Below are 19,633 nucleotides of genomic sequence, written 5' to 3'. Positions count from 1 at the left end.
GCTCTCGCTGATCCTGCTGGATGCAGACTCCTTCAAGGGGTTCAATGACCGTTACGGGCATCAGAGAGGCGATGAAGCCTTGAAGCTCATCGCTCGGGCGATTGAAGCCGTCATCGGCCGTTCTGGTGATACCGGCTACCGTGTCGGCGGTGAGGAGTTCGCGGTCATCCTCCCGGACACGGACAAGGAGGGCGCCAGGATCGTGGCCAGCCGTATCCGGGAGGCTGTGGCGGGCTGGAAGCTCCCTCATGCCAGTAGCAAGCACGAGGTGCTGACCGTGAGTTGCGGGGTGGCTCAGATCCGTGAAGGAATTGCCATTGAACCAGCGGCGCTGTTTCGTACTGCCGACGCCGCTTTATACGAAGCTAAAAGATTGGGCCGTAACTGCGTTCAGGTTTCAGGTTCAGTGGGTCCTGATCTGCGCTTGGTCGTGGGCGGATGATAGTGGTTTGGGCCCCATTGAGCACGAGCGGCAACCGTGGCGGTATCACCGCATCTCCCGCGACGGTTCGGCACCGCCCCGATCTGCTCACGCGGCGGAGGAACCCTGGATCTCACCAGCTAGGTCGATACGCAACTTGCCCCTGCCGTAGGATAGCTATAGCAGGGTAAGAGGCACGTCACCGGCACGAGTGCCAAGGTGTACCGGAACAGGCCCGATCAGCGGCGTCAGGCCGTCTCGGTGGCCTTCTTCCGGCCCTTGGCCTTCCCGGAGCGGGTTTTGGGCGCTTCGGAGATCGTCTCTCCGGTATCAGCAGCCTTAGCGGCTGCCTTGCGCCTCAGTTGGCCGAGGCCGAGTGAACGCGCCAGCTCGGACCGTTGCGCGGAGTAGTTGGCCGTCGTCATCGGGTAATCGGCCGGCAGGCCGTACTTCGTCCGGTAGGCTTCGGGGGTCAGACCCCGCAGCGTCAGGTGACGGCGCAGCGTCTTGTAGGATTTACCATCCTCGAAGCTGATCAGCGCATCCGGCGTGACCGACTTCTTGATCTGAGCTGCGGTCGCTTTTTCAGGACCAGCGGGTTCGGCCGGGGTTTCATTGCCGAGGCTGGTGAGGGCAGCATGCACCCTGCCGATCAGAGTTGGCAGCTCAGCGACTGGGACGTTGTTATTCGAGACGTAGGCGGCGACAAGATCCGCCGTCATGCCGAGCTTGTTGTCAGACAAGCCCTGTTCCGTTTCGTCCATAGCTGACTCTCAATCGCATGCAACCTGTAGAGGCAGATATAACGCATATATCCCGCTAAAGTGGAAGATGCCGATCGGAACTTTGTCTGGATTTTGATCAATCCACTCCTTTTGTCAGCCTTTCTGAACCATTTCGCTCCTACGTTTCCGTCATTCGATGGACGAAGCCGCATGGACGAACCCAATTATCCCCGGCGATCTCCGCGCCGTGAGACAATGATCATCGGGGCGCTACGCACGGATGATGGGGATGAAATCCCCTGCGTCGTGCGGGACGTTTCAAAGGAAGGGGCCAGGATCTCGGTCTCACAGAGAGAACCGCTATCGGACTGTGTCGAACTGAAGCTGCAGGGTTCTCAGCGATCAGTGCGCATGCGGGTCATGTGGCGCGACGGTCCTTTCGCCGGCTTGTCGATCCTCAATGTTGGTTAGTTTCAGAGTTTGACGCATGACAGAGGTCTCGATACTTTTTCATTTAATGCGTTGTTTTCGTTCACATGCCTGCAAGGCTTGAAGGCAACCATGCCAATCTACCGCTTAGAATGCATCTTACGCTTCGATGATGGGCGGTCTGGGCGAGCAGTGGACGGCCGTAACCTTCAGGCAGACTCTCCTGCAGAAGCTATCGCGCTCGCCAAAATTTACAAATGTAATCACCCTGCCATGACACTAATGGTAGCGTCGCTTTATAACACAGGCCAAGACATAATTTGGTCATTTAGATCGGATTTTTCTTCAAAGGCAGGATCAATATATACGAGCAACTAAACCACTTTGTATGTATCGCGCCGCGCCGCCCACTCGTCTGCCATCAGCTCCGGCCCGGTGACGCAGAGCACACCGATCGTGGCGATGCCGAGGCCATTGGCGAGCGGGGCCAGCGACAGTCCGCCTACCCCTGGCCCTGACATTCCCGGATGTCGCGGAGCGCACGCAAATGCTCGCCGGCCCGGTTCGTCTCGGCATCATGCGCCCTGATCCAGGCATCTGCCTCGGCATCATCGGACGGGTCTGAACGGATCGCGTTCATCAGACCGGAAAGGCATAGCTGCGCCCGGCCTAGATGGTGGAGCACGGCTAGCCGCTCGGCTTCGACGCGCGGGATCAGGCCGGCGTCCGCGTAGGGCAGGCGGTCCATTTCGGCTTCAGGCGGGTCGAAGAACTCGACGGCGGCGGGGTCGATCATTGCAGGGCGTCCATTTCTGCGAGGTAGGTCTCGATCATGTCGCTGCCGGCGGCGTGCTTCTCGTCCTCGGTCATGGATTTAAAGGCGGCTTCAGCCGCCACGCGGAGATGTTCAGTCTCAACCTGTACGGCATGCCACGGCGGCTCGATGCCCCGCAGCCCGAACTCCGCGGCTGCGTCGTCTACGCTCTGCGGACGCGGGTGAATGACCCTGGCATACTCCTGCATGCCGGCCACCCAGACCAGGGCCAGATCGGCCTCTGGCATGTCCCGATAGAGGCGCCCACGCGTCAGATATCGTTCGGTCTGCTGGAGCTGCGAGCGAGCAAGCTCGGCGTCCGCTGATGCCTCTGCGATGGCCTTGCCTTCGTCGTCCATCACACGTCACCCGGCTTCACAAATCGGATCTCGACTAACTGCCGGATCGGGCTTCCGTCGCCATCGCCGTCTACCGGCTGGGTCGGCTTGCCCCAGGCACGATCCATCAGGAACGTAAGCGCCTTAAGCGATACGTTCGCGTCCTCGTGCTCGATGAACTCCGCGGCCTTCAAGATGCACTGTTCGGTGTAGCCGCGGGCCATCTCGCGGACCTCGGCCGGCAGGCGAGGGCGCCCGGCCGGGTTGCCGGACTGTCCAGGCTTGAAGGGGGTCAAGTTCTCGGAATTAGCCATGGCAGGAGACACCGATTGCGGGTTCTAGCACTAGTATACCACGGGCTATGATTTATTCGGAACAGTGAGAATAACAGTGGTCTCGCTCAATGGGTCCGCTTCCGGCGGCTGGTCCAGGAACGCGACCTTCAGCCCGGCGGCGAGACCGTGAAGGGCTGCGGCGGCGGCCTGCTGGCGAAGCTCTCGGGCATCATCCCGAACCTCGATGGTGACGGCGGCCGTCATCGCGGCTTGGCGGACTGCCTGGATGCCGGCGGCGAAGGCGGCGAGTTCGCGCGGGGTCATCGGGTCTTCTCCAAAGCTGCCTTGGCGGCCGAAACCATAAGCGGCAGAGCGGCCAGGTAGGCGTCGATGTCCGACCGGAGGATGATGGTCGCGGAGCCGAGCTTGCGAGCGCTGAGTGCGCCGATCGCGATGAGTTCGTAGAGGGTGGCTTGGCTCACGCTCAGCGCAGCAGCGGCTTCCTTCGGACGATAGGTTAGAGGCGGAGCCCGGTCCGAGTTTGGCGCAGCCTCGGGGGCGGGGCGTTTCGGGGCTGGCTCCACAACAACGGCCGGCAGCTTTACGGGCGTGCTGATCCGCGTACGTTCGGCTTCGGCGAGCAACGCGGCCTGCAATGGTGGGCTTTTGCTGGGCCTGTTGTAGGCAACGTGTGGCCCCGTGTGGCCCGCCCGGTGAGGGCCATCGCAGCTCCGCGGCAAGGTCACGGTCGGGCACGGTAAGGTACGGCAGCGTCACGGCAACGAGCACGGCAGCAGCAGGGGTATCACACCACATGCACTGAAGCTGCTGTCGAGTGCCCTGTTGTCGAGGGAAGCACGTCTCGCTACAGCGCCCCATGGACAAGCTCGACGCCCTCCTAGACCGTCTCAAGGCCCATCAGCGGGCGATGATCCTAGCCGCCACCGAACACGACACGTTGCCGGCCGCGAGCGTCCTGAGGCAGATCGCAGAGCTTGAGAACGCCATCGCGGCGGTGGAAGCGGTTGCGGACGAGGAACGGGGTCGGCGGCGGCTGTAGGCCGAGGTAGCATACCCGTTGAGAGCGTCCTTAGATTGGATAGGCAGTAGCCAAGCTCGCTCGACCGTCGCCTCCAGCACTCACGAACCAAGCCGAAAGGATGCGCGGCATTGTTCCGTTCGGCGTGGTGATCGGACCTTCAAAGGTAAGGTTGTGCCCGTAGGCCCCGACACGGATGCCAACGAAGTTTTGCAAGCCAGTGTGCCGAAACAGAACGTCGGCGAGCACAAGGGGCGCAGTCACCTCGAAACCATGCCCGAGGAAAAACGTCGCCTTAGACGCTCCATCACGGCTGTGCAGGTTCAGAAGGTATTTCGTGACCTTGCTCGGCGGAATGATGAACCCCGCCGGCCACGAGATCGGATGCGTCAAAAGTCAGACTGTCCTGACTTAATCACGCCATCTAGGTGCACCGTTGCCAGCGCATTAAAGGGCTGAGTGAACTCGACCTCGAAAGCCTTGCCGCCCGCGTAAACCCCAACGACAGTCCCGGATGCGCCTTCAGGCACACGTTCGCCAGCAGCGCTTTCGACCGGATAGGCCAGCGTTACATGGTCAAGCTCGTCGATGGGAAGGCGGGCGGCCTCTGACTCCTCAAAGGCGTAGAACGGCGTCTCGTATGTCACGGCGGCCATCCACTCATTCAATCTGAGTCAAAGAAGTACGCTGTACAACGATTTTGGCAAGTGCGGCTTGGACACAGGCGGATAGATACGTACCGTGCCGCACAGCTACCCCCCGGCGCTTCTGTCACGCAAGCGAGCGATTGCGTGAGAAGCGCCATCGCGCCCGGACTGCATCCTGGACCATGTTCTATAAGTCGTCACAAATTCAGTGGCTCGCAAACCCCTGAGTTGAGCTGGACAGAAATCAGCCTGCGTTGCGAGACCACAGCATGATCGCCGAGACCTTCGCGGCGCGGGCCTTCCCGCTTTCGACCTCGCCAGATCGGGCGAACAATTCCAGACTCACATGCCGCCCAACGATCGCGTCGAGTTCCTTACTCCATCGATCCGCAAGTGCTGTGTAGTTGCCGAGCGGCCAGTCTGTCCCGATGCCACCGGAGGAGCTCGGTTCTCCATCAGTGAGAACGAGGCCGATATCCACGTCGCTGTCGGGTCGTGCGGCCCCCTTCGCGCGGCTACCGTAGATCCATAGCTGAGCCACTTCCGATCTGCTGGCCGCCCAAGCCACGAGCCCCGTCAGCCACGTAGGCTCGATGTCCAGCCCCAGGTGTTCAAGCCCTGGGTCCATGAACGACGATAGGGCGATCTCGCCGAGGTGCTTAGGATAAGCGTGGACGAAGGCGGCGAGCACCTGTTGAGCGCACACGTCGAGAAAGTGCTGTTGCCCGTCCACCTCGACCGCGAGGCCAGGCGCATCGAACCGGCCTTCATCCAAACCGGCACCGGGGGTATCAAGCGCGAATTGCGGCACGTTTCGCTCCGTGCCCGGTAGCAGGGGCAGCTTTTCCGGGTGCTTCACGCCGTTGGCGACCGCTAGCACGAGGGAAGCCTGAGCGCATCGAGCCTCCACCGTTGCTTGCACACGCTTCAAGGCGCTCTTAACCGCCGTCTTGCGTGCGTTCCCAGCCATGCCGCCGAAGCCGGGCTGTGCCTGGACCTCGGCGAGCGCAAGGGAGTCGGCGACGTGGCAGATCACGAGGCACGCCAGATAGGCGCGTCGCCGATCATCTCGTACGGTTCGGAACTCGGCCAGCGTCGGCAGCACGATCGCCCTGACGTACTCCTGCGGCGTCATCGGCACGTTCGGGTTGTTGCTCACACGCATTCCCTGGTCGGCGAACGTTGAGAAGCTCGCCGTATTTTGCCTGAACGCGCGCGATGCGGTCCAATGACGTTCGGATGGCGGCACGGGTTGCTTGCAGCATTGCATCGTGCTCGGCGCGATGGGCCCTAACTCGATCAATGAGCATCTGGGTTTCTCGCAACGCGCGCTCTTCCAGCGGATGCATGCCGGCCCTCTCAGTACCCAGAACCGCAGAACGTTAGCGTGTGCCCGCTGCGGGCAGCCTTGACCCAAGTCAAGCCTCTCAATCCATCTTAAGACGCTTGACGCCTTGCACGGATCAACCAGGCGTCACGGTCTGTGCGGGCCACGGCCAACTCAGCCTGCAACTCCTCCACACGGGCATGCATCTCGCCGGCATCGACTGCGGTCTCGATCAGGAGTTCCTGCGCCTCGGCGAGGGCTACGCGCAGTTCCGCGTTCTCGGTTGCGAGCGCCAGGACCAGAGCCGTCGTCTCGTCGCTCATCCTTCAGAAACCCGTTTGACCTAATATGAACCACGCCGCATCCGCGGCCAGTAGGATCGCCCGATCCGCTGCGGCGGTCCTGCCTTCCCCCCACGGCAGGGCCGCCTCCTACCTTTTGGTCGGTAGGCTGCCCCGTGCTCTCACGACACGACGTCCGAGCAGCTCGACGCGCTGGTCGGCGACCTCGATGCCGACGAGGCGGACGCCGAGGCGGCTGAGTAGCGTTTTGGAGAAGCCCGCTTCCGCTTCCGTGGGAGCGGGCATTAGCGAGTGTGGACCTCGCTCGCACGTGCGTCATCCATCATCGCGGCGGCGTGAAGCCCGCGATACGGTTCGGTAACCAGACCGCCACATAGCTATCACCATGCAGCGGTAGGCATCGCCGCTCCTGCGACGCACCGGAGCACATGCATGGTACTCGCCGATCTCGACAAGCGCGCGGAACTGACCATCTGGCCGTCCAACGGACCGGCTCGTACCGCTGAAGCGCGCGAGTTTTTGAGCCTGCGCGAAGCTCTTGTAGCTGCAGCCGAAAGCATCCAGGCCAACGACGCACAGCCCTGGATCATTACCGAGGACGGCGACATCCTCTCGCCACGCTGGATCAGGGCAAACGCCGATCCGCACCGGCTACAGTAGGATGGCAAAGAGCAGGCCATAAGCCGGCGCCGGCGGTTCCTGTTCCCCGCTGCATCCGACCTTCACGCGATCACCCGGCCCGAGGCGTCACGGGCACGGTGCAGGGAACTGGCCCGCACCGACCTGTCATCGCGTACTCTGTCTGCTCGGCTAGCTACCGGCGTTCGCGACCGCCGACAGCGCGTGCGTCGAGAAGCTGGCGACATAGCACCCTACGAAGTCCGAGACGTGTCCGGCATGTCGAACGCTCGCGTGCAGCTACCGCATAGCTCGCACCGGCTCCGCCACCCGCGCGGATGTTCGTATGCCACGGGTGTGAGAGCGACCCTGCCGTTCCGGCAGCTCCTTTGACGGTGCCGTGGGCTCTGTTTTCCCCGTATTTAACACCCCCTTATCCGTGGGGTGCATCAGTTTGCACCCACCCCCCTCGGCCGGGAGGCGGCGTCCGCGTCGCATCCATGCCTGCCATTCCCGGCTGATGATGCGCAGAATGTTCGGTTCGTTCTTCCGCCCCTGATGCCGGCGCTCCTGGATCGTCAGCAGGCCGTCACCCTCGGCGAGGCGGATCGCGGCCTGGGCCAACCGTCGGCACACACCGGCACGTGCTGCGATGGCGTCGATGCAGAGCCCGCATACGCCCTTGCCTGCTACCTCGTCGCCGACGACGCGCAGCACCGCGAGTTGCCCGGTCGTAAACCTGCTGGCGAGAGCCGGCGGCATCGGGCCGGAGCAGGCCAGCAGCCGGCGGCGGTCTCGAGAGGCTGATCTATCAGGCGAGACGGCCGCGCGCCGAGGCTGAAACAGGCTCGCACGGCCAGCGGGGATGCCTATGGGCCGGATACCCTCTCGGATCGCGCTGCGGCGCCCGTGGAGGCGTTCGGCGAGCGCCTGGGCCTCCGCGTCGCCCAAGGCGCCTGCCCCGTGCCCCTGCCACACCTGGCGCGATAGCTCGTCCATCTGCGCAAGCGTCCGCGCGCCGTCGATCGCGGCGGCCATAGTCGCATGAAACATCGTCCTCGGTCCCTCACGGGCCGCGGGCAGGGTCCAGGCAAAGCCTTCCCGTTGACGGAAACAGGTTCCGTCTTGACTCCCGAGGGGAGACATGGCTTGTGGGGAGCAGTGACGCGGCCCCACCAGGCCCCAGGTTTTCAGCAGCCTCTTCCTTGCCGGGAAGGGGCTGTTGGCTTTTCAGGGTCTATCTCGCGGCGATCTCTCCTGATGCCGGCTCACGACTCGCCACAGGGCGCGCCATAGCCAGACATGGCATGTCGGCCGGCAGGCACGGCTAAGTCAACGGGACGGGCTGACATGAGCGAACGCGTAACGGACCCAGCCTACTGGATCACCGCGAATGGCCTAGACGATCCCGAGATGGCTGAACTCGTCCTGACCGCCCTGGTCTCGCCGGGGGACTGGGGCGTCGTCACGGTCCGCGAGGAAGACGGCGGCAAGCTCATCACCGGAGCTGTAAGCTCGCTGTTCATCACCGGCGGCGAAGCGGAGATGGAGTTCTCCATGCTGCTCAGCGAGTACGCCGAACGGCCAAGGGCGACGAGGCTTAATGGGCACAGATCGATCTAGGGTAACGCGGTCGAACCAACCTCAACGCAACCCGCCCTCGGTCATTATTGATAACTGGGACTTATCGGTGGTGACACCGTACCGTTGAGGTTGTCCTGACGGGTACGCCTGGCCACGTCGCGAGAGGATCAACCTCGGACCTAAGATCGTTTCTTTCCAGACCAGGAAGCAGACATGTCCGAGACCGAACGCGAATTCATGGCACGCCTGAGGGCACCTGCCTTGAAGCTGGTGCTCCCCGCCCCGCGTGACATCACTCGCTTCCAGCGCATCGAGAGCGAGAAGCGGTGGGATCGGGTGTTCAAGAAAATGGCGGACCAGCCACCCGCCGGTACGCCCTAGCATGAGATGATCGGATCGATGTCCGTCCATCGATGGTGCCGCGCTCGCACAGGGCATTGTCCAACCGCTCGATTTCGGCACAGTGCCGGCGAACCAAGGCGAGGCTTGCCACGCGACGCTGGCATCCTCATTCCGGCGCCATGATCCGATCCGAACTGGTCCAGCGCTTGGCCGCTGCGAACCCGCAACTCTACGCGAAGGACTGCGAGGCCGTGGTCGACGCCATCATAGGCCGGCTCGCGGACGCCATCGCGGACGGCGATCGTGTCGAGCGGCGCGGGTTCGGGGCCTTCACCATCGTGGAGGCACGAGCGCGGGTGGGGCGTAATCCGCGGTCCGGCGCCTCCGTTGCCGTCGAGGCCAAGGCCAAGTTGTGTTTCAAGGCCGGCAAGGACATGCGGGACCGGCTGAACCCGGCAGCGTCCAAGCGGTGCATAGATCGGTGGTTCACGGATCGAGTCTGAACCAACTTGCGGTTGTGTTATTGACGGAGGCATGGGCCCCATCGTCGTTATCGCTGCCTCCGCTGGCGGGCTTACCCCGATCAAACAGATCGTAGCCGCGCTACCGGCATTCTGCTCGGCATCGGTGTTCATCGTCTGGCACACCGGCAGCTATCCCAGCATCGTTCCGGAAATCCTGAGCATGACGAGCCATCTGCCCGTCGGACACGGGGAGGATGGCGAGCTTATCGAGGCTGGGCGCGTCTACGTCGCCCCTCCCGACAAGCACATGTACCTGGATCACGGCGTGATCCGCCTCGATCACGGAGCGAAGGTCCACTTCACCCGCCCGGCGGCGGACCCGTTGTTCGTGTCAGCCGCCGAGGCCTACGGCGAACGCGTCGTTGGCATTGTCCTCAGCGGCTATGGCGTAGACGGCGCGGACGGCTTGGCCACCGTCAAGGCGCTCGGTGGCTTGGCCTTCGTCCAGAAGCCCCAGGAGGCCGAGCAGCCCTCGATGCCCTGGGCAGCGCTCATGGCTGATCATCCTGACGCCAGCCTGCCAGTTGCAGAGATCGCCGCTCGCGTGGCTGCGTTGACGCAAGGTTGAGCAACCATAAATTTGGCCGATGGTGTGCTACGCTCCGCAGATGAACGCCGACAGCGTCACGCCCTGGTTTGTCGCTGTTGGTGCTTCGGGCGCCGAGGGCCTCACCGATATTAAGGCGCTGCTGCAGGCCTTGCCCCCGGATCTGCCCGCCGCGGTGCTGATCGTGCTCCACCGCTCGTGGGACCACATCAGCCACCTGAGTGAAGTGCTGGCCCGGGACTCGAACCTGCCGATCGTCATCGCGGCGCAGGGCGAGCGCTTCGAGGCGGGGATGGCCTATATCGGCAAACCGGCCGATCACCTTACGCTGGCTGCCAGAAGCTTCGGCGAGATCGTGGACGATCCGCATCGCCTGCATGGCAACCGGACGGTGGACCTGCTGTTCAAGTCGGTCGCTGTCCATGGCGGACACCGCATGATCGGCGTGGTCCTGTCGGGCTCCCTGGATGACGGCGCACGCGGTCTCGCCGCCATTCACGCCGCAGGTGGCTTGACGATGGTGCTGACGCCGGGCACCCCACGAAGGCCGGGCATGCCGGAAAACGCGATCGACTATGATGGTCCAATCGACGTGATCGGAAGCCCTGCCGACCTCGCAGGGGCCATTGAGAGGGCTGTTCGATACGGGTGACGGTTAGGAGCAGGCCCGTCCCCCGATCTGATCACGGGGTGGCGGGTGCGTCGTCCATCTCACCAGCGAACCGGTCCTGAGCCCGGCTTGCCGGCAAGGTGCCTTGGGTCGGTTACCAGCAGGTCAACGGGGCCGAGCTTTGAAACGCCCCGCTGCGCCCTGCTATTCGCTCGCGGCCAGCTTGCCCTTCGCCTGCATCTGCGTCTGAACCCTGCGCGCCATAGCCCTGATCCGGTCCTTGCTAGCGTGCCGGTCGTACCCTCGTGCAACCAGCCCATCGACCAAGCGGCGGGAGATTACCACGACCGCTTTGCTATCGAGCACGAGCACGTCGAGGTAGGCCGCCATCAGCACGGCCGACACGTCATCGCGCTCGGGCGTCTTGGCCTCAGCCAGCTTCGCCCGATAATTGGCTTGGTAGTCCTGCTGCTTCCGCTTCCGGCGCCGGTATCGCGTCAGGTCCTGCTGATCGTGCCAGTCCATCGCACAAGGCTCCTCTGTCGCTTGTGCTGATGGATCATCGTCAGAACGTAGAAAGTCGGGAGCGAAAAACGTGACTCTACGTACTTTAACCTCGGCCTGACTACAGTCCGTCGATATGCTCTTGGCCGCCCCCGAAAACCCGGTGAGCACACCCGGTTTCGGTCTTGGTATCTTATAGGGGGGTGATCGGGTGAGATCACGGGGTGAGCATAGGCGGTGAGATTGACGCTGGGCATGGTCCACGAACAAGCAGCCGGTTACCCCAACAGCGCAAGGAGCTCGTCGTCGGTTGGAGGCTGCCTCGGTTCATGCCGCAGGCCATCGATCCACTCATCGATTTCGAAGCGGTCCCATCGCAGCAGGCCGTTGCCTAGGTCGATCGGCTGGACCGGGCATACCCGCGTGAAGCTCGGGACGGAGAAGCTGCAATAGGCAGCAGCCCGCGATCGGCGCATGAGCCGCGGCCAGTTGGGGAGGGGTTCGCGTTGACGTGCCATCGCCTTGGCCGAACATGAGGGGGTCCGGTCACGCGGCCTCAACCCTGGACGAGAAGTTGCCGATGATGACGGACAGCCTTGGTTACGACCATCCCTACACTCTGCCGGAGGTCGAACGCGCGCACGAACTGGTTGCTCGCATCATCGTCCTACACGGCACGGCCTACCTGCCGCTGCTGGATCGGATGGAGCGTGAAGTCGTCCATGCGACGCGTCAGGTCGAAGGCTCCGCCCGTGCGCAGGCAGTTTTGGACGGGTACGCGATGCGCCGCCTTGGCGAGGCCGCATCGTCATGAGGAAGCCCCCACCAGCGCCGGCCGTCCGGTTCCGGGTCGATCCGGCCTATGTCCCGGCTGACAAAGCCGCACGCCGCATGGGGCTGACCCCAGATCAATTCGTGGAGTGCCGACGACGCCTGTACGCCCGCGGGTTTCCCGTGCCGGACGAGACAACCGGCCTGTACGACATCGAGGCGATCGACCGGTGGCGGATGCGCCAGCGGCCCGACCTCTACCCCGAGGTGCAGACCGCCATGCCTGCTGTCGAGCCCGCCCCTCGCACGGATTGGGGAGCGCGGTTCGCGGACGCCGAGAAGACCAAGGGCATGGGGGAGCGGTTCGCCAGAGCCGAACGGACACGGCGTGCAAAAACACGATCCGGGGACGACGGGCGGGCTTAGCCATCCCCACGACAGGCATCCCTCTATCTAGCGTCCCGCACGTTGTCGCCCGGCGGCCCCTGCCTCTATTCCCTTGCCATGATCCGGTCCGACCTCGTCCTGCGCCTCGCCGCCCTGAACCCCCACCTCTACGAGAAGGATTGCGTGGCGCTGGTCGATGCCATTCTCGGCCGCATCTCGGATGCGCTGGCGGCGGGCGATCGGGTGGAGATCCGCGGGTTCGGATCGTTCGCGGTGAAGGAGCAGCGTGCCCGGCAGGGGCGCAATCCGAGGCACGGAGTGCCGGTCGCGGTGCCGGCCAAGACCGTGCTCGCCTTCAAGGCCGGCAAGGAGATGCGGGATCGACTGAACCCGGAAGCGGCGGTGCCGTGAGCGACAACCCGTTCCACGAAGCCGTTGAAGCCCTTCGCGCGCTCGGCCTGTACGTCGAGCCAACTGGCGAGGACCTGAGCCTGTGGCTCGTGAATGGCGAGGAGATGACCGACGCGGGCCTGATGAAGCTTGCCGCGCTGCTGGGCCTCGTATCCGGCTCGGCAAAGATCCAATGACAGGCATTCCGAGGCACCTGCGCAACCCGCGCCGCTGGTACGACTCTGACGGCATCGAGCAGCCGCCGGCCACGATCGCGAACAGCAAGACGAACGGCGCGCGCGGGCTTCTGGCTTTCTGCGAGTGCGGGCACAGCAGCGCGCTGCTGTTGGACGGCTTGCCGGACGATCTACCGGTGCCGGATGTCGCGCTGCGATTGGTCTGCTCGGCCTGCGGACGGAAGGACCGGATCAGTACCCGGCCAGACTTCTCTGGCGTGCACACCGGGTCGGGACCGAAGCTGCGTTCGGTGGAGTAGCGTGGCCGGCGGCCGACAGCTGCGTTGCGCCACCCGGCTCGTCCCCTATCCCCGCCGGCCGACATCCGGCGAGACCCATGGCATCACCCGCACCGATCCGACCCGCACCGTCCAACGTCCAGGCTTGACGCGATGCGCTCGAAGCCATGAAGCCGACCAAGGCGCTGCGCCTAGGCATCGCGGGTGCCCCCCCTGGAAGAGCCAGCAGAATTTTGTATTCAGCGCTGAAACCCCCGACGGGCTCGCATCGTACGGCGCGCATGGTCGAGATCGAAAATCCTCAACTTCAGGCGATTGCGCGTGCTCTGAACGTGAAGCCTGAAACGCTCTTTGCTGAGGCAACCGAGGATGAAGTGAGCGAGGCGGCGACACTGATCCGTCTGTGGCTACGGATCACCGATCCTCAAGGGCGCAGGCGCGTTCTGAGCGTGGCTCGGCAGGAAGCTGAGATCTCCAGCTACCAGGAGTAGCATGCGCTAGCGGGACCGCCCTGGGCGCCCCGTTGGCGCGCCGGTCTGGCAAGCCGTGCGATAGGTAGCAGGCCCGTCCCCCGATCTGATCACGGGGCAACGGGTGCTTCGTTCATCTCACCAGCGAACCGGTCCTGAGCCCGGCTTGCCGGCAAGGTGCCTCGGGTCGGTTACTAGCGGGTCACCGGCGACGTCTAGCCGCCTCCCATCCGGGGGCCAGCAACCCGGCGCGGCATAAGCAATGCTTCAATCTAGTCCGCCTGACGGATGAGAGACCAGTAGCTGCCGATGCGCCCCCTGAACGACTTTGAAAGGAGCATCCTCAAAGCCTTAACAGATGAATTTGTGAGTGCGTCCGTCGTCAAAGCACGAGCAAGGATTGCTATGAAGGACTTAATTGGTCCTACGGTCGAAGCTTGTCTTGAGCTGGAGAAACGCGGTCTTGCTGAGCGAATGGGGCGGCCAACTCGGGTGGCATGGCGTCGAGCAAATGGCGTTATAAAAGACGCGTGAGTGGCATACTTGACATCATATTAAGCGGCGGCTCGCTCAAGGCAAGCAACAAATCTCACCCAATCCTATAGCTCGACAAAATCCCCACCTATTTGTGCTTGAGCAAGCCTCTGAGCTTCATCATCGTTACTAGCTAAGATTGGGTGCTTGCCGAAGACCTCACCAGTTCGATTGAAAGCCAGGACAAGGTCACGCCGTGGATGACAGGGCTCGGTCGTCCAAAGCAATGAGGGGGGGGGGACGGGCATGTGCGCCTCAGATCCAGCGCCTATGCCTTTGCCCGCAATGCGCACCAAAACAAGGCGTACAGTGAAGTCAGCTTTGCGACGGATCTGAGCGCATCGTCACAGTAGAGTAGTTACGGCACGGTTTGGCCGGTCGTCAGCGCAGGCAGCTTGGACCGTCTCGCATAGGGGCAGGCCGTGTTCGCTCACTGGCTGTCCGGCGCCTGATTAATCTATTCTCGTATCGATGCCGCTGGAGGCGCAGGTCGATCCTCGGTCCGGCATGGTGCCTTGGATCAGTTATCGCTCCACCTTGTGCTGAACGATCATGCCGTACCAGCCCAAGCCGAGGTAGGTCTCGTAACCTGGTGTCCGGTGGAAAGCTGTGACCGTGCCCGTCTGGCTGTCTCTGATAATTCCGCTGGCCTGACCCTTCGGATCCAGCGGCAGCACTTCACTGAGGACACCCTGACCGTCAGACGCTGCCAGGACACGGCGGTTAGTATCGACGAGCAAGACACGGGTTCGCGCTCGGTCCGCCGGAGCGACACGCACCCCTTCCACGATTGCACGGGCCTGGGGCTCCCAGTCGAAGTGGATGCCCAGAACGCCAAGCACCCGCCCATCAGATCGCCCGCCTTCGCGTACACTGGCCGCGTAGGTGGCGACCTGCGCGCCGGCAAGGCGGCTCTCCCGGCGCACGTTCGCGCTGACGTAGTCGTCACCACTACGCAGCCCGACCGCATTCTGAAACCAAGGCTCATTAGCAACGCTTTGACCGCGCACACCTGGGTATCGATCGGGTCTACCATTGGCGATGACGACGCCGTTCCGGTCGCAAAGCCAGAGATCGAGGTAGACGGTATAGGCTGACAGGATGACGCCCAGGCGTTCGCAGGCGTAGGTGGCGGATGCTTCACCCGGGTTTGCCGCACAATCGACGACGGCGGCATCGGTCGCCCACCAGCGCACGTCGCAGGTCCGCTCATAGAGGTTCCGGTCGATCAGTTCGACGGCGTTCAAAGCCAGGTCGGTTAGGCGCTCGGCCTCAGCCTTCTGCGCCATACCCTCGACGGCCTGCTCCAGCATGCCGATCCGCCCCGACAAGTGAGCCTCGAGTTCACGAGCCACCCCATCAATCTCAGCGCCAATCGACCGAACTTCCTGCGCAACGACGGAGAAGCCCCGTCCTTGTTCACCAGCTCGTGCAGCCTCGATGAGCGCATTGAGCGCAAGGATCCTGACCTGCGCGGTGATCTGCTGGATCCGACGCGTCTTGTCGCCGGCGATCTGATTGACCTCGGAAGTGAGGCTCGCAATCGCTGCCAATGTGGGATCGACGTTGACCGGAAGGCCACCCGTCGGCGGCGCAGTTCCCACAACTTTAGGATGAGGGTTCATAGGTTTATCAACTCTCAGTGCTGCATTCAAAATGCAGCGCGAAGGTTAACAAGTTCTGGTAATCTCAAACCAGTTCTGAAATTCTCATCACATCGGCGTTACTGGATGACTGGCAGGGAGCAATAGCGATGGATTTGGTTGAGGCCTTGCTCAGGCGCCAAATTTGAGTTTTTACGTCCCCAGAACCGGGTACCGCCCCTCATCCGTTCGCAGGGACGAATTCGGGGGCGCCCCATGAAAATGGCCCTGCAAGCTAGCTTCTGCAGGGCCATCGGGTCGGTGGTTCGGTGTTCGCAACGAAACTCAGCAGTCGTTGCTGCCCTGCTTCACCACCTGACCCTCGGTCGGCTTCTTCTCACCATCGACGGGCTTGGTGCCGGCGCCGACATTGTTCAGGGCACCGACGGTTCCGGGAGACTCGACTTTGGCGCCGGGGGTCGTCTTGGCGGACGAAGTACCGTCAGTCATCGAGCTTTTGTCGGCCGAGGACGACGTGCCTTCCATGTTGGTGGTCGTTCCCACCGAGCACGGGGCAGCGAAGGATGCGCCGGCCGTCAGCATCAGGATGGCGGCAGCCCCTGAAAGAGTTGCAAGCTTGGTCATGTTTCCTCCGGATCGTATTGTTGGAAGGAAACCTATTTCGGTACGATGGTTCCGACCCTGCGCCACTAGGGCTCTTTCCTCCCCTGGAAGGGTCGAAGCAGCCAGGCCATCCCTTTCACCTCAGCCTGCTCGACCTCGTCCGCCGCCGCCATCTGGCCAGTCTCTTTGTCGATCTCATAGACGATCTGCGTCAGCAGGGGCGGGAGCGGAACGTTGTACTCATTTAGCAGCAGGGCAGCGTCGAGGAGCGCTCGGATTTGCTGGTTCAGTATTGGTCGTCTCATGATCTGCGCGTCTAGCACCTGATCGGCGAGGAGGCCGGCGAGGCGAGAGACCTCGGATAGGCGCTCAGATGAGGCGATCACGCTTTCCGCTCACGCATCCGAACCCCAGCCCCGCCCCCGTTCTCGGGGATGAACTCGACGCCTGCGGCTTCAAACGCCTTCCGAATGGCGGCGAGGTTGTCGGTGATCGATTTTGGCACGCCGTCGGTCTCTTCCATGCGCTTGATGGTGGTCCCAGAGACCCCCGAGGCCTCCTGTAGATCCTTGACCGACCATCGCAGATAGCCGCGACCCGCCGCGCACTCTTTCATCCCGAGGATCAGCCGCTCAGCCAAACGCCGTCGCACATGGCGTCGGTCGCTGCCCCTTCGCCTTCCGAACTCAACGCTGCGACCAAGGCCTGATCGATGGGTGATGTCCTGACCTTCCGGCCGCGCACGCCTCAGGCGCAAACCCCGCCGGCCCCCTCTCCAGCCGAGACCCGGCGCATGATCGAGGAAGCGGCGCAATCCGCCCTCGACACGGCCGATAGCCTGCTCGCTATCCTTGACCGCATGGACGGCGACACGGACAGCGAGGACGCGGAACCCTCGCTGGCTGCCCCTGAGAACCACCACGGCAGTCAGGTCGTGTCGATGCGGGGCAACGATGCGGACCGGAAGGTCGAGGCGCCTGAGATCGTACTTCCGGGAGCGGCAGTGATCCCGTTCCCGCCGCTACCATGGGGCGGCAGGGGCAACGTCGTGGCAGCGGCGGGTGTGGCGCTCCTCGACATGGTCGGAAGGCGCTGATCCCGACCGCCCCTCCCCTCTCGACCAGACAACAACTGTTCACGCCCATTTTGGGATGGGGTGGGACCTTGTTCGCTCGGGAGGGATTTGGTGCTTATGGATCGGACCGCGTCTGCCCCTTATGCCCTCGCTGTCGATGACGATGGGCTGATCCGCATGGACGTGCTCGACATGCTTGAAGAGGCCGGGTTTCGAACCCTAGAAGCCGCAGACGGCGATCGGGCCATCACGATCCTTGAAGAGCATTACGCTTCGATCGTCCTTCTCTTTACCGACGTGCAGATGCCCGGATCGCGTGACGGGTTCGCCCTGGCGCGCGAAGTATCACGGCGCTGGCCGGACATCACCATTGTCGTTGCCTCCGGCCAAGTCAGCCCGCAGCCCGGTGAATTACCTGATGGGGTGCGCTTTCTGAACAAGCCATTCTCGGCTGAAATGGTCCATGACCATCTGCGGGAAATCCTGCCAGACGGCCGAAAGCCGGAACCTCTCAAGTCATAAAAAAAGGAACCATTATCGGCCCCTTTCTTTCTTTTCTCTCAGAAGCAGCCTAATGACCGAAATATCCGCGAATGGTTGAAATCCGGGTGCCGACCATTCGCACTGCACGCTTGATGTTTTCCTCAGTAACTCCAAGGGATTGGGCAAGCGCCTGGCGCGCGAACTGATCGTAGATGTCTAAATGCGTTTTGGAGACACTAGGCGCGGGTGTGGAGGACATTTAAAACCCTACTCCGCTTATAGGCGTGTTGTAGTGATGATATACGATTGAGGGATGAACGCGAACCGGGCGTAGATGTTTCATCATCCCCTGTGGAATGCGGTTTCTCGCCTCAGCTCTGCACCACCCTCTCCTAACTAGAGAGTTTTGCGGGTACTAGGCGGGTCGCCTATGGGTCACAAGCGGCTCCGAAAGCAGCCTTGATCGGTTACAGGCTTTCGCCCGTCGAGCGACCCACGTCACCGAGATGCACCCGGCTTGCACAATCGGCCGCTACACGGCTGGTACAGCCAATTGTCCGTTGTCAGATGATCTAGGGAAAGGTGCGCCCTCCCTCAGGCTAACCATCCGACGACCTTGCGTATCAGGATGCGGCGGTTTGAGCCTGTGTGAGCCAAGCCCAAGCGGCTGACTCTTCCTCAAGGTCGAAGGTTTTTGTCTCGACCGGCATGATCATCCCGGACAGGTTGATCATGGCCTTCGCCATGGTCGGTGCACCGACGACGACGTAGCGCTGGATATGTGCCACTGAGCGCGCCTTCACGCTCGCCGCATAGCCGTCGAAGGTCGCTCCCAGGTCAGAGCCTTCGTAGTTCGACATGATGATGAGCATGTCGATCTTCCCGTGCGCCTGCATGGCAGCGTCGGTCACGGAGGACATCCACTCGATGTCGGGCTTGGTGATCTTGTCCTTGATCTCGAAGGCGAGAAGGTCGGGACGCGGTGCCTCGCGCTGGATGACTGAACCGTCCGGTGCTGTGTTCAAGCGTTCCTCCCAATTCCGCCATAGCTGATTATGGATTGAACGATACGATCCCACGTTTTGATCCAAACCGATGAGCGTGCCGCACAGTGGCTGCTGCCAAACCTGGGCATCGAAGCCCACCTTGCAGGTCGGGGGGTCGGGCGCTCACAATATGGTGTCTATGAGAGCTGCCATCCAATGCAAATCACGCCGAGCGCCGCACACTCACTTCTACCAGCCTTTTGCCCGTTAAGTCTGCCACAGCATCACCGCGAACGGGTTCTTACCTAACCAAGTTGCGCTCTCTTCCGTGCAGCGCGCACAACCACGCACATGATACGTCAAAGATGTGGATCGGCTGCCGCTTCAAGCCGTCCCGATGCGATGGCGTCTTGAAAAAATCTGAAGTCCTCAGCGTTTCGATCGCCGTAGGCGGCAGACCAATCAGCTACAGCCTCCCTTAAGTCGGCGCGGCCATCGTGGCCGCAGTAGCCTGCAATTGCTGAGGCATCTCCTGTTCGTGCATGGGCCTTGGCCAACAGGGCGCCATAGGCGTGGGAAAAGTACATAAGAGATCGACCTGTCATACGAGAGACTGGGATCTCGCCCTTCATGTTCTTCATCTGCCGCACGTAGAACGGGCGGTCGGCGATCGTGGTCCAGCCGAGCAGCGGGTCGCCGACGCCCTGGAGCAGGCGCTGGCCGTAGATCACCCGCTCGCCCTCGTGGCTGGCATAGGGCTCCGGCATGCCGGGCAGGTAGGGGGCGTGGGCCGGGCGCACCGCCTCCTT

General features: G+C 62.6%; 37 protein-coding genes. 18 read left to right on the top strand and 19 right to left on the bottom strand.

What is annotated here, in order from left to right:
- The coding region (locus MKK68_RS00415; protein WP_244027494.1) for a GGDEF domain-containing protein at positions 1-442 on the top strand (442 nt) is incomplete at its 5' end.
- Between the two features lie 227 nt (positions 443-669).
- Here MKK68_RS00415 and MKK68_RS00410 read toward each other — a convergent pair.
- Positions 670-1,185: a MucR family transcriptional regulator gene (locus MKK68_RS00410; protein ID WP_244027487.1), complete on the bottom strand. Its 516-nt coding sequence runs from the start codon at positions 1,183-1,185 to the stop codon at positions 670-672.
- Between the two features lie 171 nt (positions 1,186-1,356).
- Here MKK68_RS00410 and MKK68_RS29835 point away from each other — a divergent pair, with 171 nt between their 5' ends.
- Complete coding sequence (locus MKK68_RS29835; protein ID WP_409567126.1) at positions 1,357-1,617, top strand: PilZ domain-containing protein; 261 nt, start codon at positions 1,357-1,359, stop codon at positions 1,615-1,617.
- 460 nt (positions 1,618-2,077) lie between these two features.
- On the opposite strand, the gene MKK68_RS00405 is transcribed toward MKK68_RS29835, so the two are convergent.
- The 5 genes from MKK68_RS00405 to MKK68_RS29340 form a co-directional block, all read right to left on the bottom strand.
- The gene (locus tag MKK68_RS00405; RefSeq protein WP_244027485.1) at positions 2,078-2,371 is read right to left on the bottom strand and encodes a hypothetical protein; all 294 of its coding nucleotides are present in this window, start codon (positions 2,369-2,371) and stop codon (positions 2,078-2,080) included.
- Positions 2,368-2,748: a hypothetical protein gene (locus MKK68_RS00400; RefSeq protein ID WP_244027483.1), complete on the bottom strand. Its 381-nt coding sequence runs from the start codon at positions 2,746-2,748 to the stop codon at positions 2,368-2,370. The genes MKK68_RS00405 and MKK68_RS00400 overlap by 4 nt, the downstream gene beginning before the upstream one ends.
- Positions 2,748-3,023, bottom strand: coding sequence for a DUF5681 domain-containing protein (locus tag MKK68_RS00395; RefSeq protein WP_244027471.1), 276 nt, complete (start codon positions 3,021-3,023; stop codon positions 2,748-2,750). Before MKK68_RS00395 ends, MKK68_RS00400 begins: the two co-directional genes overlap by 1 nt.
- 63 nt (positions 3,024-3,086) lie before the next feature.
- Positions 3,087-3,326, bottom strand: coding sequence for a hypothetical protein (locus MKK68_RS00390; protein ID WP_244027465.1), 240 nt, complete (start codon positions 3,324-3,326; stop codon positions 3,087-3,089).
- Positions 3,323-3,586, bottom strand: a complete 264-nt coding sequence (locus tag MKK68_RS29340; RefSeq protein WP_313899205.1) for a helix-turn-helix domain-containing protein — start codon at positions 3,584-3,586, stop codon at positions 3,323-3,325. The genes MKK68_RS00390 and MKK68_RS29340 overlap by 4 nt, the downstream gene beginning before the upstream one ends.
- A 293-nt stretch (positions 3,587-3,879) precedes the next feature.
- On the opposite strand from MKK68_RS29340, the gene MKK68_RS00380 reads away from it, so the two are divergent.
- Positions 3,880-4,062 (top strand): hypothetical protein, encoded by a 183-nt coding sequence (locus MKK68_RS00380; RefSeq protein ID WP_244027461.1) that lies wholly within the window; start codon positions 3,880-3,882, stop codon positions 4,060-4,062.
- 30 nt (positions 4,063-4,092) lie between these two features.
- Here MKK68_RS00380 and MKK68_RS00375 read toward each other — a convergent pair whose 3' ends face one another.
- The 4 genes from MKK68_RS00375 to MKK68_RS00360 form a co-directional block, all read right to left on the bottom strand.
- Positions 4,093-4,434, bottom strand: a complete 342-nt coding sequence (locus tag MKK68_RS00375) for a DUF6883 domain-containing protein (protein ID WP_244027459.1) — start codon at positions 4,432-4,434, stop codon at positions 4,093-4,095.
- Positions 4,431-4,688: a DUF4926 domain-containing protein gene (locus tag MKK68_RS00370; RefSeq protein ID WP_244027457.1), complete on the bottom strand. Its 258-nt coding sequence runs from the start codon at positions 4,686-4,688 to the stop codon at positions 4,431-4,433. Before MKK68_RS00370 ends, MKK68_RS00375 begins: the two co-directional genes overlap by 4 nt.
- 244 nt (positions 4,689-4,932) lie before the next feature.
- Positions 4,933-5,847, bottom strand: a complete 915-nt coding sequence (locus MKK68_RS29665; RefSeq protein ID WP_244027455.1) for a nucleotidyltransferase family protein — start codon at positions 5,845-5,847, stop codon at positions 4,933-4,935.
- A gap of 278 nt (positions 5,848-6,125) precedes the next feature.
- Positions 6,126-6,338: a hypothetical protein gene (locus MKK68_RS00360; RefSeq protein WP_244027453.1), complete on the bottom strand. Its 213-nt coding sequence runs from the start codon at positions 6,336-6,338 to the stop codon at positions 6,126-6,128.
- A 411-nt stretch (positions 6,339-6,749) separates the two neighbouring features.
- Here MKK68_RS00360 and MKK68_RS00355 point away from each other — a divergent pair, with 411 nt between their 5' ends.
- A complete protein-coding gene (locus MKK68_RS00355; RefSeq protein ID WP_244027446.1) occupies positions 6,750-6,977 on the top strand; it encodes a hypothetical protein in 228 nt (75 codons plus the stop codon).
- A 258-nt stretch (positions 6,978-7,235) separates the two neighbouring features.
- Here MKK68_RS00355 and MKK68_RS00350 read toward each other — a convergent pair whose 3' ends face one another.
- Positions 7,236-7,988, bottom strand: a complete 753-nt coding sequence (locus MKK68_RS00350) for a hypothetical protein (RefSeq protein WP_244027444.1) — start codon at positions 7,986-7,988, stop codon at positions 7,236-7,238.
- A gap of 297 nt (positions 7,989-8,285) precedes the next feature.
- On the opposite strand from MKK68_RS00350, the gene MKK68_RS00345 reads away from it, so the two are divergent.
- From MKK68_RS00345 to MKK68_RS00325, 5 genes are all read left to right on the top strand, one after another.
- Positions 8,286-8,558: a hypothetical protein gene (locus MKK68_RS00345; RefSeq protein WP_244027442.1), complete on the top strand. Its 273-nt coding sequence runs from the start codon at positions 8,286-8,288 to the stop codon at positions 8,556-8,558.
- A 174-nt stretch (positions 8,559-8,732) separates the two neighbouring features.
- Positions 8,733-8,900 carry a hypothetical protein gene (locus MKK68_RS00340; protein WP_244027441.1) on the top strand — a complete coding sequence of 56 codons (168 nt, stop codon included), beginning with the start codon at positions 8,733-8,735 and terminating at the stop codon, positions 8,898-8,900.
- A gap of 140 nt (positions 8,901-9,040) precedes the next feature.
- Complete coding sequence (locus MKK68_RS00335) at positions 9,041-9,364, top strand: HU family DNA-binding protein (protein WP_244027433.1); 324 nt, start codon at positions 9,041-9,043, stop codon at positions 9,362-9,364.
- 31 nt (positions 9,365-9,395) lie between these two features.
- Positions 9,396-9,953, top strand: coding sequence for a chemotaxis protein CheB (locus tag MKK68_RS00330; RefSeq protein ID WP_244027432.1), 558 nt, complete (start codon positions 9,396-9,398; stop codon positions 9,951-9,953).
- A gap of 40 nt (positions 9,954-9,993) precedes the next feature.
- Positions 9,994-10,584: a chemotaxis protein CheB gene (locus tag MKK68_RS00325; RefSeq protein WP_244027424.1), complete on the top strand. Its 591-nt coding sequence runs from the start codon at positions 9,994-9,996 to the stop codon at positions 10,582-10,584.
- A 162-nt stretch (positions 10,585-10,746) separates the two neighbouring features.
- Here the strand turns inward: MKK68_RS00325 and MKK68_RS00320 are convergent, their stop codons facing one another.
- Positions 10,747-11,067 (bottom strand): hypothetical protein, encoded by a 321-nt coding sequence (locus tag MKK68_RS00320; RefSeq protein WP_244027422.1) that lies wholly within the window; start codon positions 11,065-11,067, stop codon positions 10,747-10,749.
- Between the two features lie 559 nt (positions 11,068-11,626).
- Here MKK68_RS00320 and MKK68_RS00315 point away from each other — a divergent pair.
- From MKK68_RS00315 to MKK68_RS00285, 7 genes are all read left to right on the top strand, one after another.
- Positions 11,627-11,860, top strand: a complete 234-nt coding sequence (locus MKK68_RS00315) for a hypothetical protein (protein ID WP_244027413.1) — start codon at positions 11,627-11,629, stop codon at positions 11,858-11,860.
- On the top strand, positions 11,857-12,243 hold the full coding sequence (locus tag MKK68_RS00310) for a hypothetical protein (RefSeq protein ID WP_244027411.1): 387 nt from the start codon (positions 11,857-11,859) through the stop codon (positions 12,241-12,243). The genes MKK68_RS00315 and MKK68_RS00310 overlap by 4 nt, the downstream gene beginning before the upstream one ends.
- Before the next feature lie 78 nt (positions 12,244-12,321).
- Positions 12,322-12,615 carry an HU family DNA-binding protein gene (locus tag MKK68_RS00305; protein WP_244027409.1) on the top strand — a complete coding sequence of 98 codons (294 nt, stop codon included), beginning with the start codon at positions 12,322-12,324 and terminating at the stop codon, positions 12,613-12,615.
- Positions 12,612-12,791, top strand: a complete 180-nt coding sequence (locus MKK68_RS00300; RefSeq protein ID WP_244027407.1) for a hypothetical protein — start codon at positions 12,612-12,614, stop codon at positions 12,789-12,791. The genes MKK68_RS00305 and MKK68_RS00300 overlap by 4 nt, the downstream gene beginning before the upstream one ends.
- Positions 12,788-13,090 carry a hypothetical protein gene (locus tag MKK68_RS00295; RefSeq protein WP_244027405.1) on the top strand — a complete coding sequence of 101 codons (303 nt, stop codon included), beginning with the start codon at positions 12,788-12,790 and terminating at the stop codon, positions 13,088-13,090. Before MKK68_RS00300 ends, MKK68_RS00295 begins: the two co-directional genes overlap by 4 nt.
- Positions 13,091-13,236: 146 nt before the next feature.
- Positions 13,237-13,560, top strand: coding sequence for a hypothetical protein (locus tag MKK68_RS00290; RefSeq protein ID WP_244027403.1), 324 nt, complete (start codon positions 13,237-13,239; stop codon positions 13,558-13,560).
- Positions 13,561-13,848: 288 nt separating this feature from the next.
- Positions 13,849-14,073 carry a hypothetical protein gene (locus tag MKK68_RS00285; RefSeq protein ID WP_244027396.1) on the top strand — a complete coding sequence of 75 codons (225 nt, stop codon included), beginning with the start codon at positions 13,849-13,851 and terminating at the stop codon, positions 14,071-14,073.
- A 524-nt stretch (positions 14,074-14,597) separates the two neighbouring features.
- Here the strand turns inward: MKK68_RS00285 and MKK68_RS00280 are convergent.
- The 4 genes from MKK68_RS00280 to MKK68_RS00265 all read right to left on the bottom strand — a co-directional run bounded on the left by MKK68_RS00280 (position 14,598) and on the right by MKK68_RS00265 (position 16,920).
- A complete protein-coding gene (locus tag MKK68_RS00280) occupies positions 14,598-15,698 on the bottom strand; it encodes a methyl-accepting chemotaxis protein (protein WP_244027395.1) in 1,101 nt (366 codons plus the stop codon).
- Positions 15,699-16,001: 303 nt separating this feature from the next.
- Positions 16,002-16,301, bottom strand: a complete 300-nt coding sequence (locus MKK68_RS00275) for a hypothetical protein (RefSeq protein ID WP_244027393.1) — start codon at positions 16,299-16,301, stop codon at positions 16,002-16,004.
- Positions 16,302-16,366: 65 nt separating this feature from the next.
- Positions 16,367-16,666, bottom strand: coding sequence for a hypothetical protein (locus MKK68_RS00270; protein ID WP_244027384.1), 300 nt, complete (start codon positions 16,664-16,666; stop codon positions 16,367-16,369).
- Positions 16,663-16,920 carry a transcriptional regulator gene (locus tag MKK68_RS00265; RefSeq protein ID WP_244027382.1) on the bottom strand — a complete coding sequence of 86 codons (258 nt, stop codon included), beginning with the start codon at positions 16,918-16,920 and terminating at the stop codon, positions 16,663-16,665. Before MKK68_RS00265 ends, MKK68_RS00270 begins: the two co-directional genes overlap by 4 nt.
- 153 nt (positions 16,921-17,073) lie before the next feature.
- Here MKK68_RS00265 and MKK68_RS00260 point away from each other — a divergent pair, with 153 nt between their 5' ends.
- Together MKK68_RS00260 and MKK68_RS00255 are read left to right on the top strand one after the other, a co-directional pair.
- Positions 17,074-17,376 (top strand): hypothetical protein, encoded by a 303-nt coding sequence (locus MKK68_RS00260; protein ID WP_244027374.1) that lies wholly within the window; start codon positions 17,074-17,076, stop codon positions 17,374-17,376.
- Positions 17,377-17,472: 96 nt separating this feature from the next.
- Positions 17,473-17,877, top strand: a complete 405-nt coding sequence (locus MKK68_RS00255) for a response regulator (protein ID WP_279605138.1) — start codon at positions 17,473-17,475, stop codon at positions 17,875-17,877.
- A 49-nt stretch (positions 17,878-17,926) separates the two neighbouring features.
- On the opposite strand, the gene MKK68_RS00250 is transcribed toward MKK68_RS00255, so the two are convergent.
- The 3 genes from MKK68_RS00250 to MKK68_RS00240 all read right to left on the bottom strand — a co-directional run.
- Positions 17,927-18,097: a DUF3606 domain-containing protein gene (locus MKK68_RS00250; protein WP_244027363.1), complete on the bottom strand. Its 171-nt coding sequence runs from the start codon at positions 18,095-18,097 to the stop codon at positions 17,927-17,929.
- Between the two features lie 364 nt (positions 18,098-18,461).
- The gene (locus tag MKK68_RS00245; protein WP_244027355.1) at positions 18,462-18,983 is read right to left on the bottom strand and encodes an STAS/SEC14 domain-containing protein; all 522 of its coding nucleotides are present in this window, start codon (positions 18,981-18,983) and stop codon (positions 18,462-18,464) included.
- Between the two features lie 200 nt (positions 18,984-19,183).
- The coding region (locus MKK68_RS00240; RefSeq protein WP_244027353.1) for a DUF2252 family protein at positions 19,184-19,633 on the bottom strand (450 nt) is incomplete at its 5' end.

Origin of the sequence: Methylobacterium sp. E-016, from assembly GCF_022829745.1 — a bacterium.
GTDB lineage: Bacteria > Pseudomonadota > Alphaproteobacteria > Rhizobiales > Beijerinckiaceae > Methylobacterium.
Note: the sequence above shows the minus strand (reverse complement) of the source record. Positions and strands in the feature narration are given on the sequence as shown.

Bases quoted from the DNA above. Each gene is read 5' to 3' on its own strand.
- MKK68_RS00340 (WP_244027441.1), top strand. From the start codon at position 8,733: ATGTCCGAGACCGAACGCGAATTCATGGCACGCCTGAGGGCACCTGCC.
- MKK68_RS00285 (WP_244027396.1), top strand. From the start codon at position 13,849: ATGCGCCCCCTGAACGACTTTGAAAGGAGCATCCTCAAAGCCTTAACA.
- MKK68_RS00345 (WP_244027442.1), top strand. From the start codon at position 8,286: ATGAGCGAACGCGTAACGGACCCAGCCTACTGGATCACCGCGAATGGC.
- MKK68_RS00390 (WP_244027465.1), bottom strand. From the start codon at position 3,326: ATGACCCCGCGCGAACTCGCCGCCTTCGCCGCCGGCATCCAGGCAGTC.
- MKK68_RS00315 (WP_244027413.1), top strand. From the start codon at position 11,627: ATGATGACGGACAGCCTTGGTTACGACCATCCCTACACTCTGCCGGAG.
- MKK68_RS00330 (WP_244027432.1), top strand. From the start codon at position 9,396: ATGGGCCCCATCGTCGTTATCGCTGCCTCCGCTGGCGGGCTTACCCCG.
- MKK68_RS00260 (WP_244027374.1), top strand. From the start codon at position 17,074: ATGATCGAGGAAGCGGCGCAATCCGCCCTCGACACGGCCGATAGCCTG.
- MKK68_RS00280 (WP_244027395.1), bottom strand. From the start codon at position 15,698: ATGAACCCTCATCCTAAAGTTGTGGGAACTGCGCCGCCGACGGGTGGC.
- MKK68_RS00255 (WP_279605138.1), top strand. From the start codon at position 17,473: ATGGATCGGACCGCGTCTGCCCCTTATGCCCTCGCTGTCGATGACGAT.
- MKK68_RS00355 (WP_244027446.1), top strand. From the start codon at position 6,750: ATGGTACTCGCCGATCTCGACAAGCGCGCGGAACTGACCATCTGGCCG.
- MKK68_RS00400 (WP_244027483.1), bottom strand. From the start codon at position 2,748: ATGGACGACGAAGGCAAGGCCATCGCAGAGGCATCAGCGGACGCCGAG.
- MKK68_RS00410 (WP_244027487.1), bottom strand. From the start codon at position 1,185: ATGGACGAAACGGAACAGGGCTTGTCTGACAACAAGCTCGGCATGACG.
- MKK68_RS00405 (WP_244027485.1), bottom strand. From the start codon at position 2,371: ATGATCGACCCCGCCGCCGTCGAGTTCTTCGACCCGCCTGAAGCCGAA.
- MKK68_RS00290 (WP_244027403.1), top strand. From the start codon at position 13,237: ATGAAGCCGACCAAGGCGCTGCGCCTAGGCATCGCGGGTGCCCCCCCT.
- MKK68_RS00275 (WP_244027393.1), bottom strand. From the start codon at position 16,301: ATGACCAAGCTTGCAACTCTTTCAGGGGCTGCCGCCATCCTGATGCTG.
- MKK68_RS00295 (WP_244027405.1), top strand. From the start codon at position 12,788: ATGACAGGCATTCCGAGGCACCTGCGCAACCCGCGCCGCTGGTACGAC.
- MKK68_RS00250 (WP_244027363.1), bottom strand. From the start codon at position 18,097: ATGTCCTCCACACCCGCGCCTAGTGTCTCCAAAACGCATTTAGACATC.
- MKK68_RS00305 (WP_244027409.1), top strand. From the start codon at position 12,322: ATGATCCGGTCCGACCTCGTCCTGCGCCTCGCCGCCCTGAACCCCCAC.
- MKK68_RS00335 (WP_244027433.1), top strand. From the start codon at position 9,041: ATGATCCGATCCGAACTGGTCCAGCGCTTGGCCGCTGCGAACCCGCAA.
- MKK68_RS00320 (WP_244027422.1), bottom strand. From the start codon at position 11,067: ATGGACTGGCACGATCAGCAGGACCTGACGCGATACCGGCGCCGGAAG.
- MKK68_RS00350 (WP_244027444.1), bottom strand. From the start codon at position 7,988: ATGTTTCATGCGACTATGGCCGCCGCGATCGACGGCGCGCGGACGCTT.
- MKK68_RS29835 (WP_409567126.1), top strand. From the start codon at position 1,357: ATGGACGAACCCAATTATCCCCGGCGATCTCCGCGCCGTGAGACAATG.
- MKK68_RS00360 (WP_244027453.1), bottom strand. From the start codon at position 6,338: ATGAGCGACGAGACGACGGCTCTGGTCCTGGCGCTCGCAACCGAGAAC.
- MKK68_RS00325 (WP_244027424.1), top strand. From the start codon at position 9,994: ATGAACGCCGACAGCGTCACGCCCTGGTTTGTCGCTGTTGGTGCTTCG.
- MKK68_RS00310 (WP_244027411.1), top strand. From the start codon at position 11,857: ATGAGGAAGCCCCCACCAGCGCCGGCCGTCCGGTTCCGGGTCGATCCG.
- MKK68_RS00380 (WP_244027461.1), top strand. From the start codon at position 3,880: ATGGACAAGCTCGACGCCCTCCTAGACCGTCTCAAGGCCCATCAGCGG.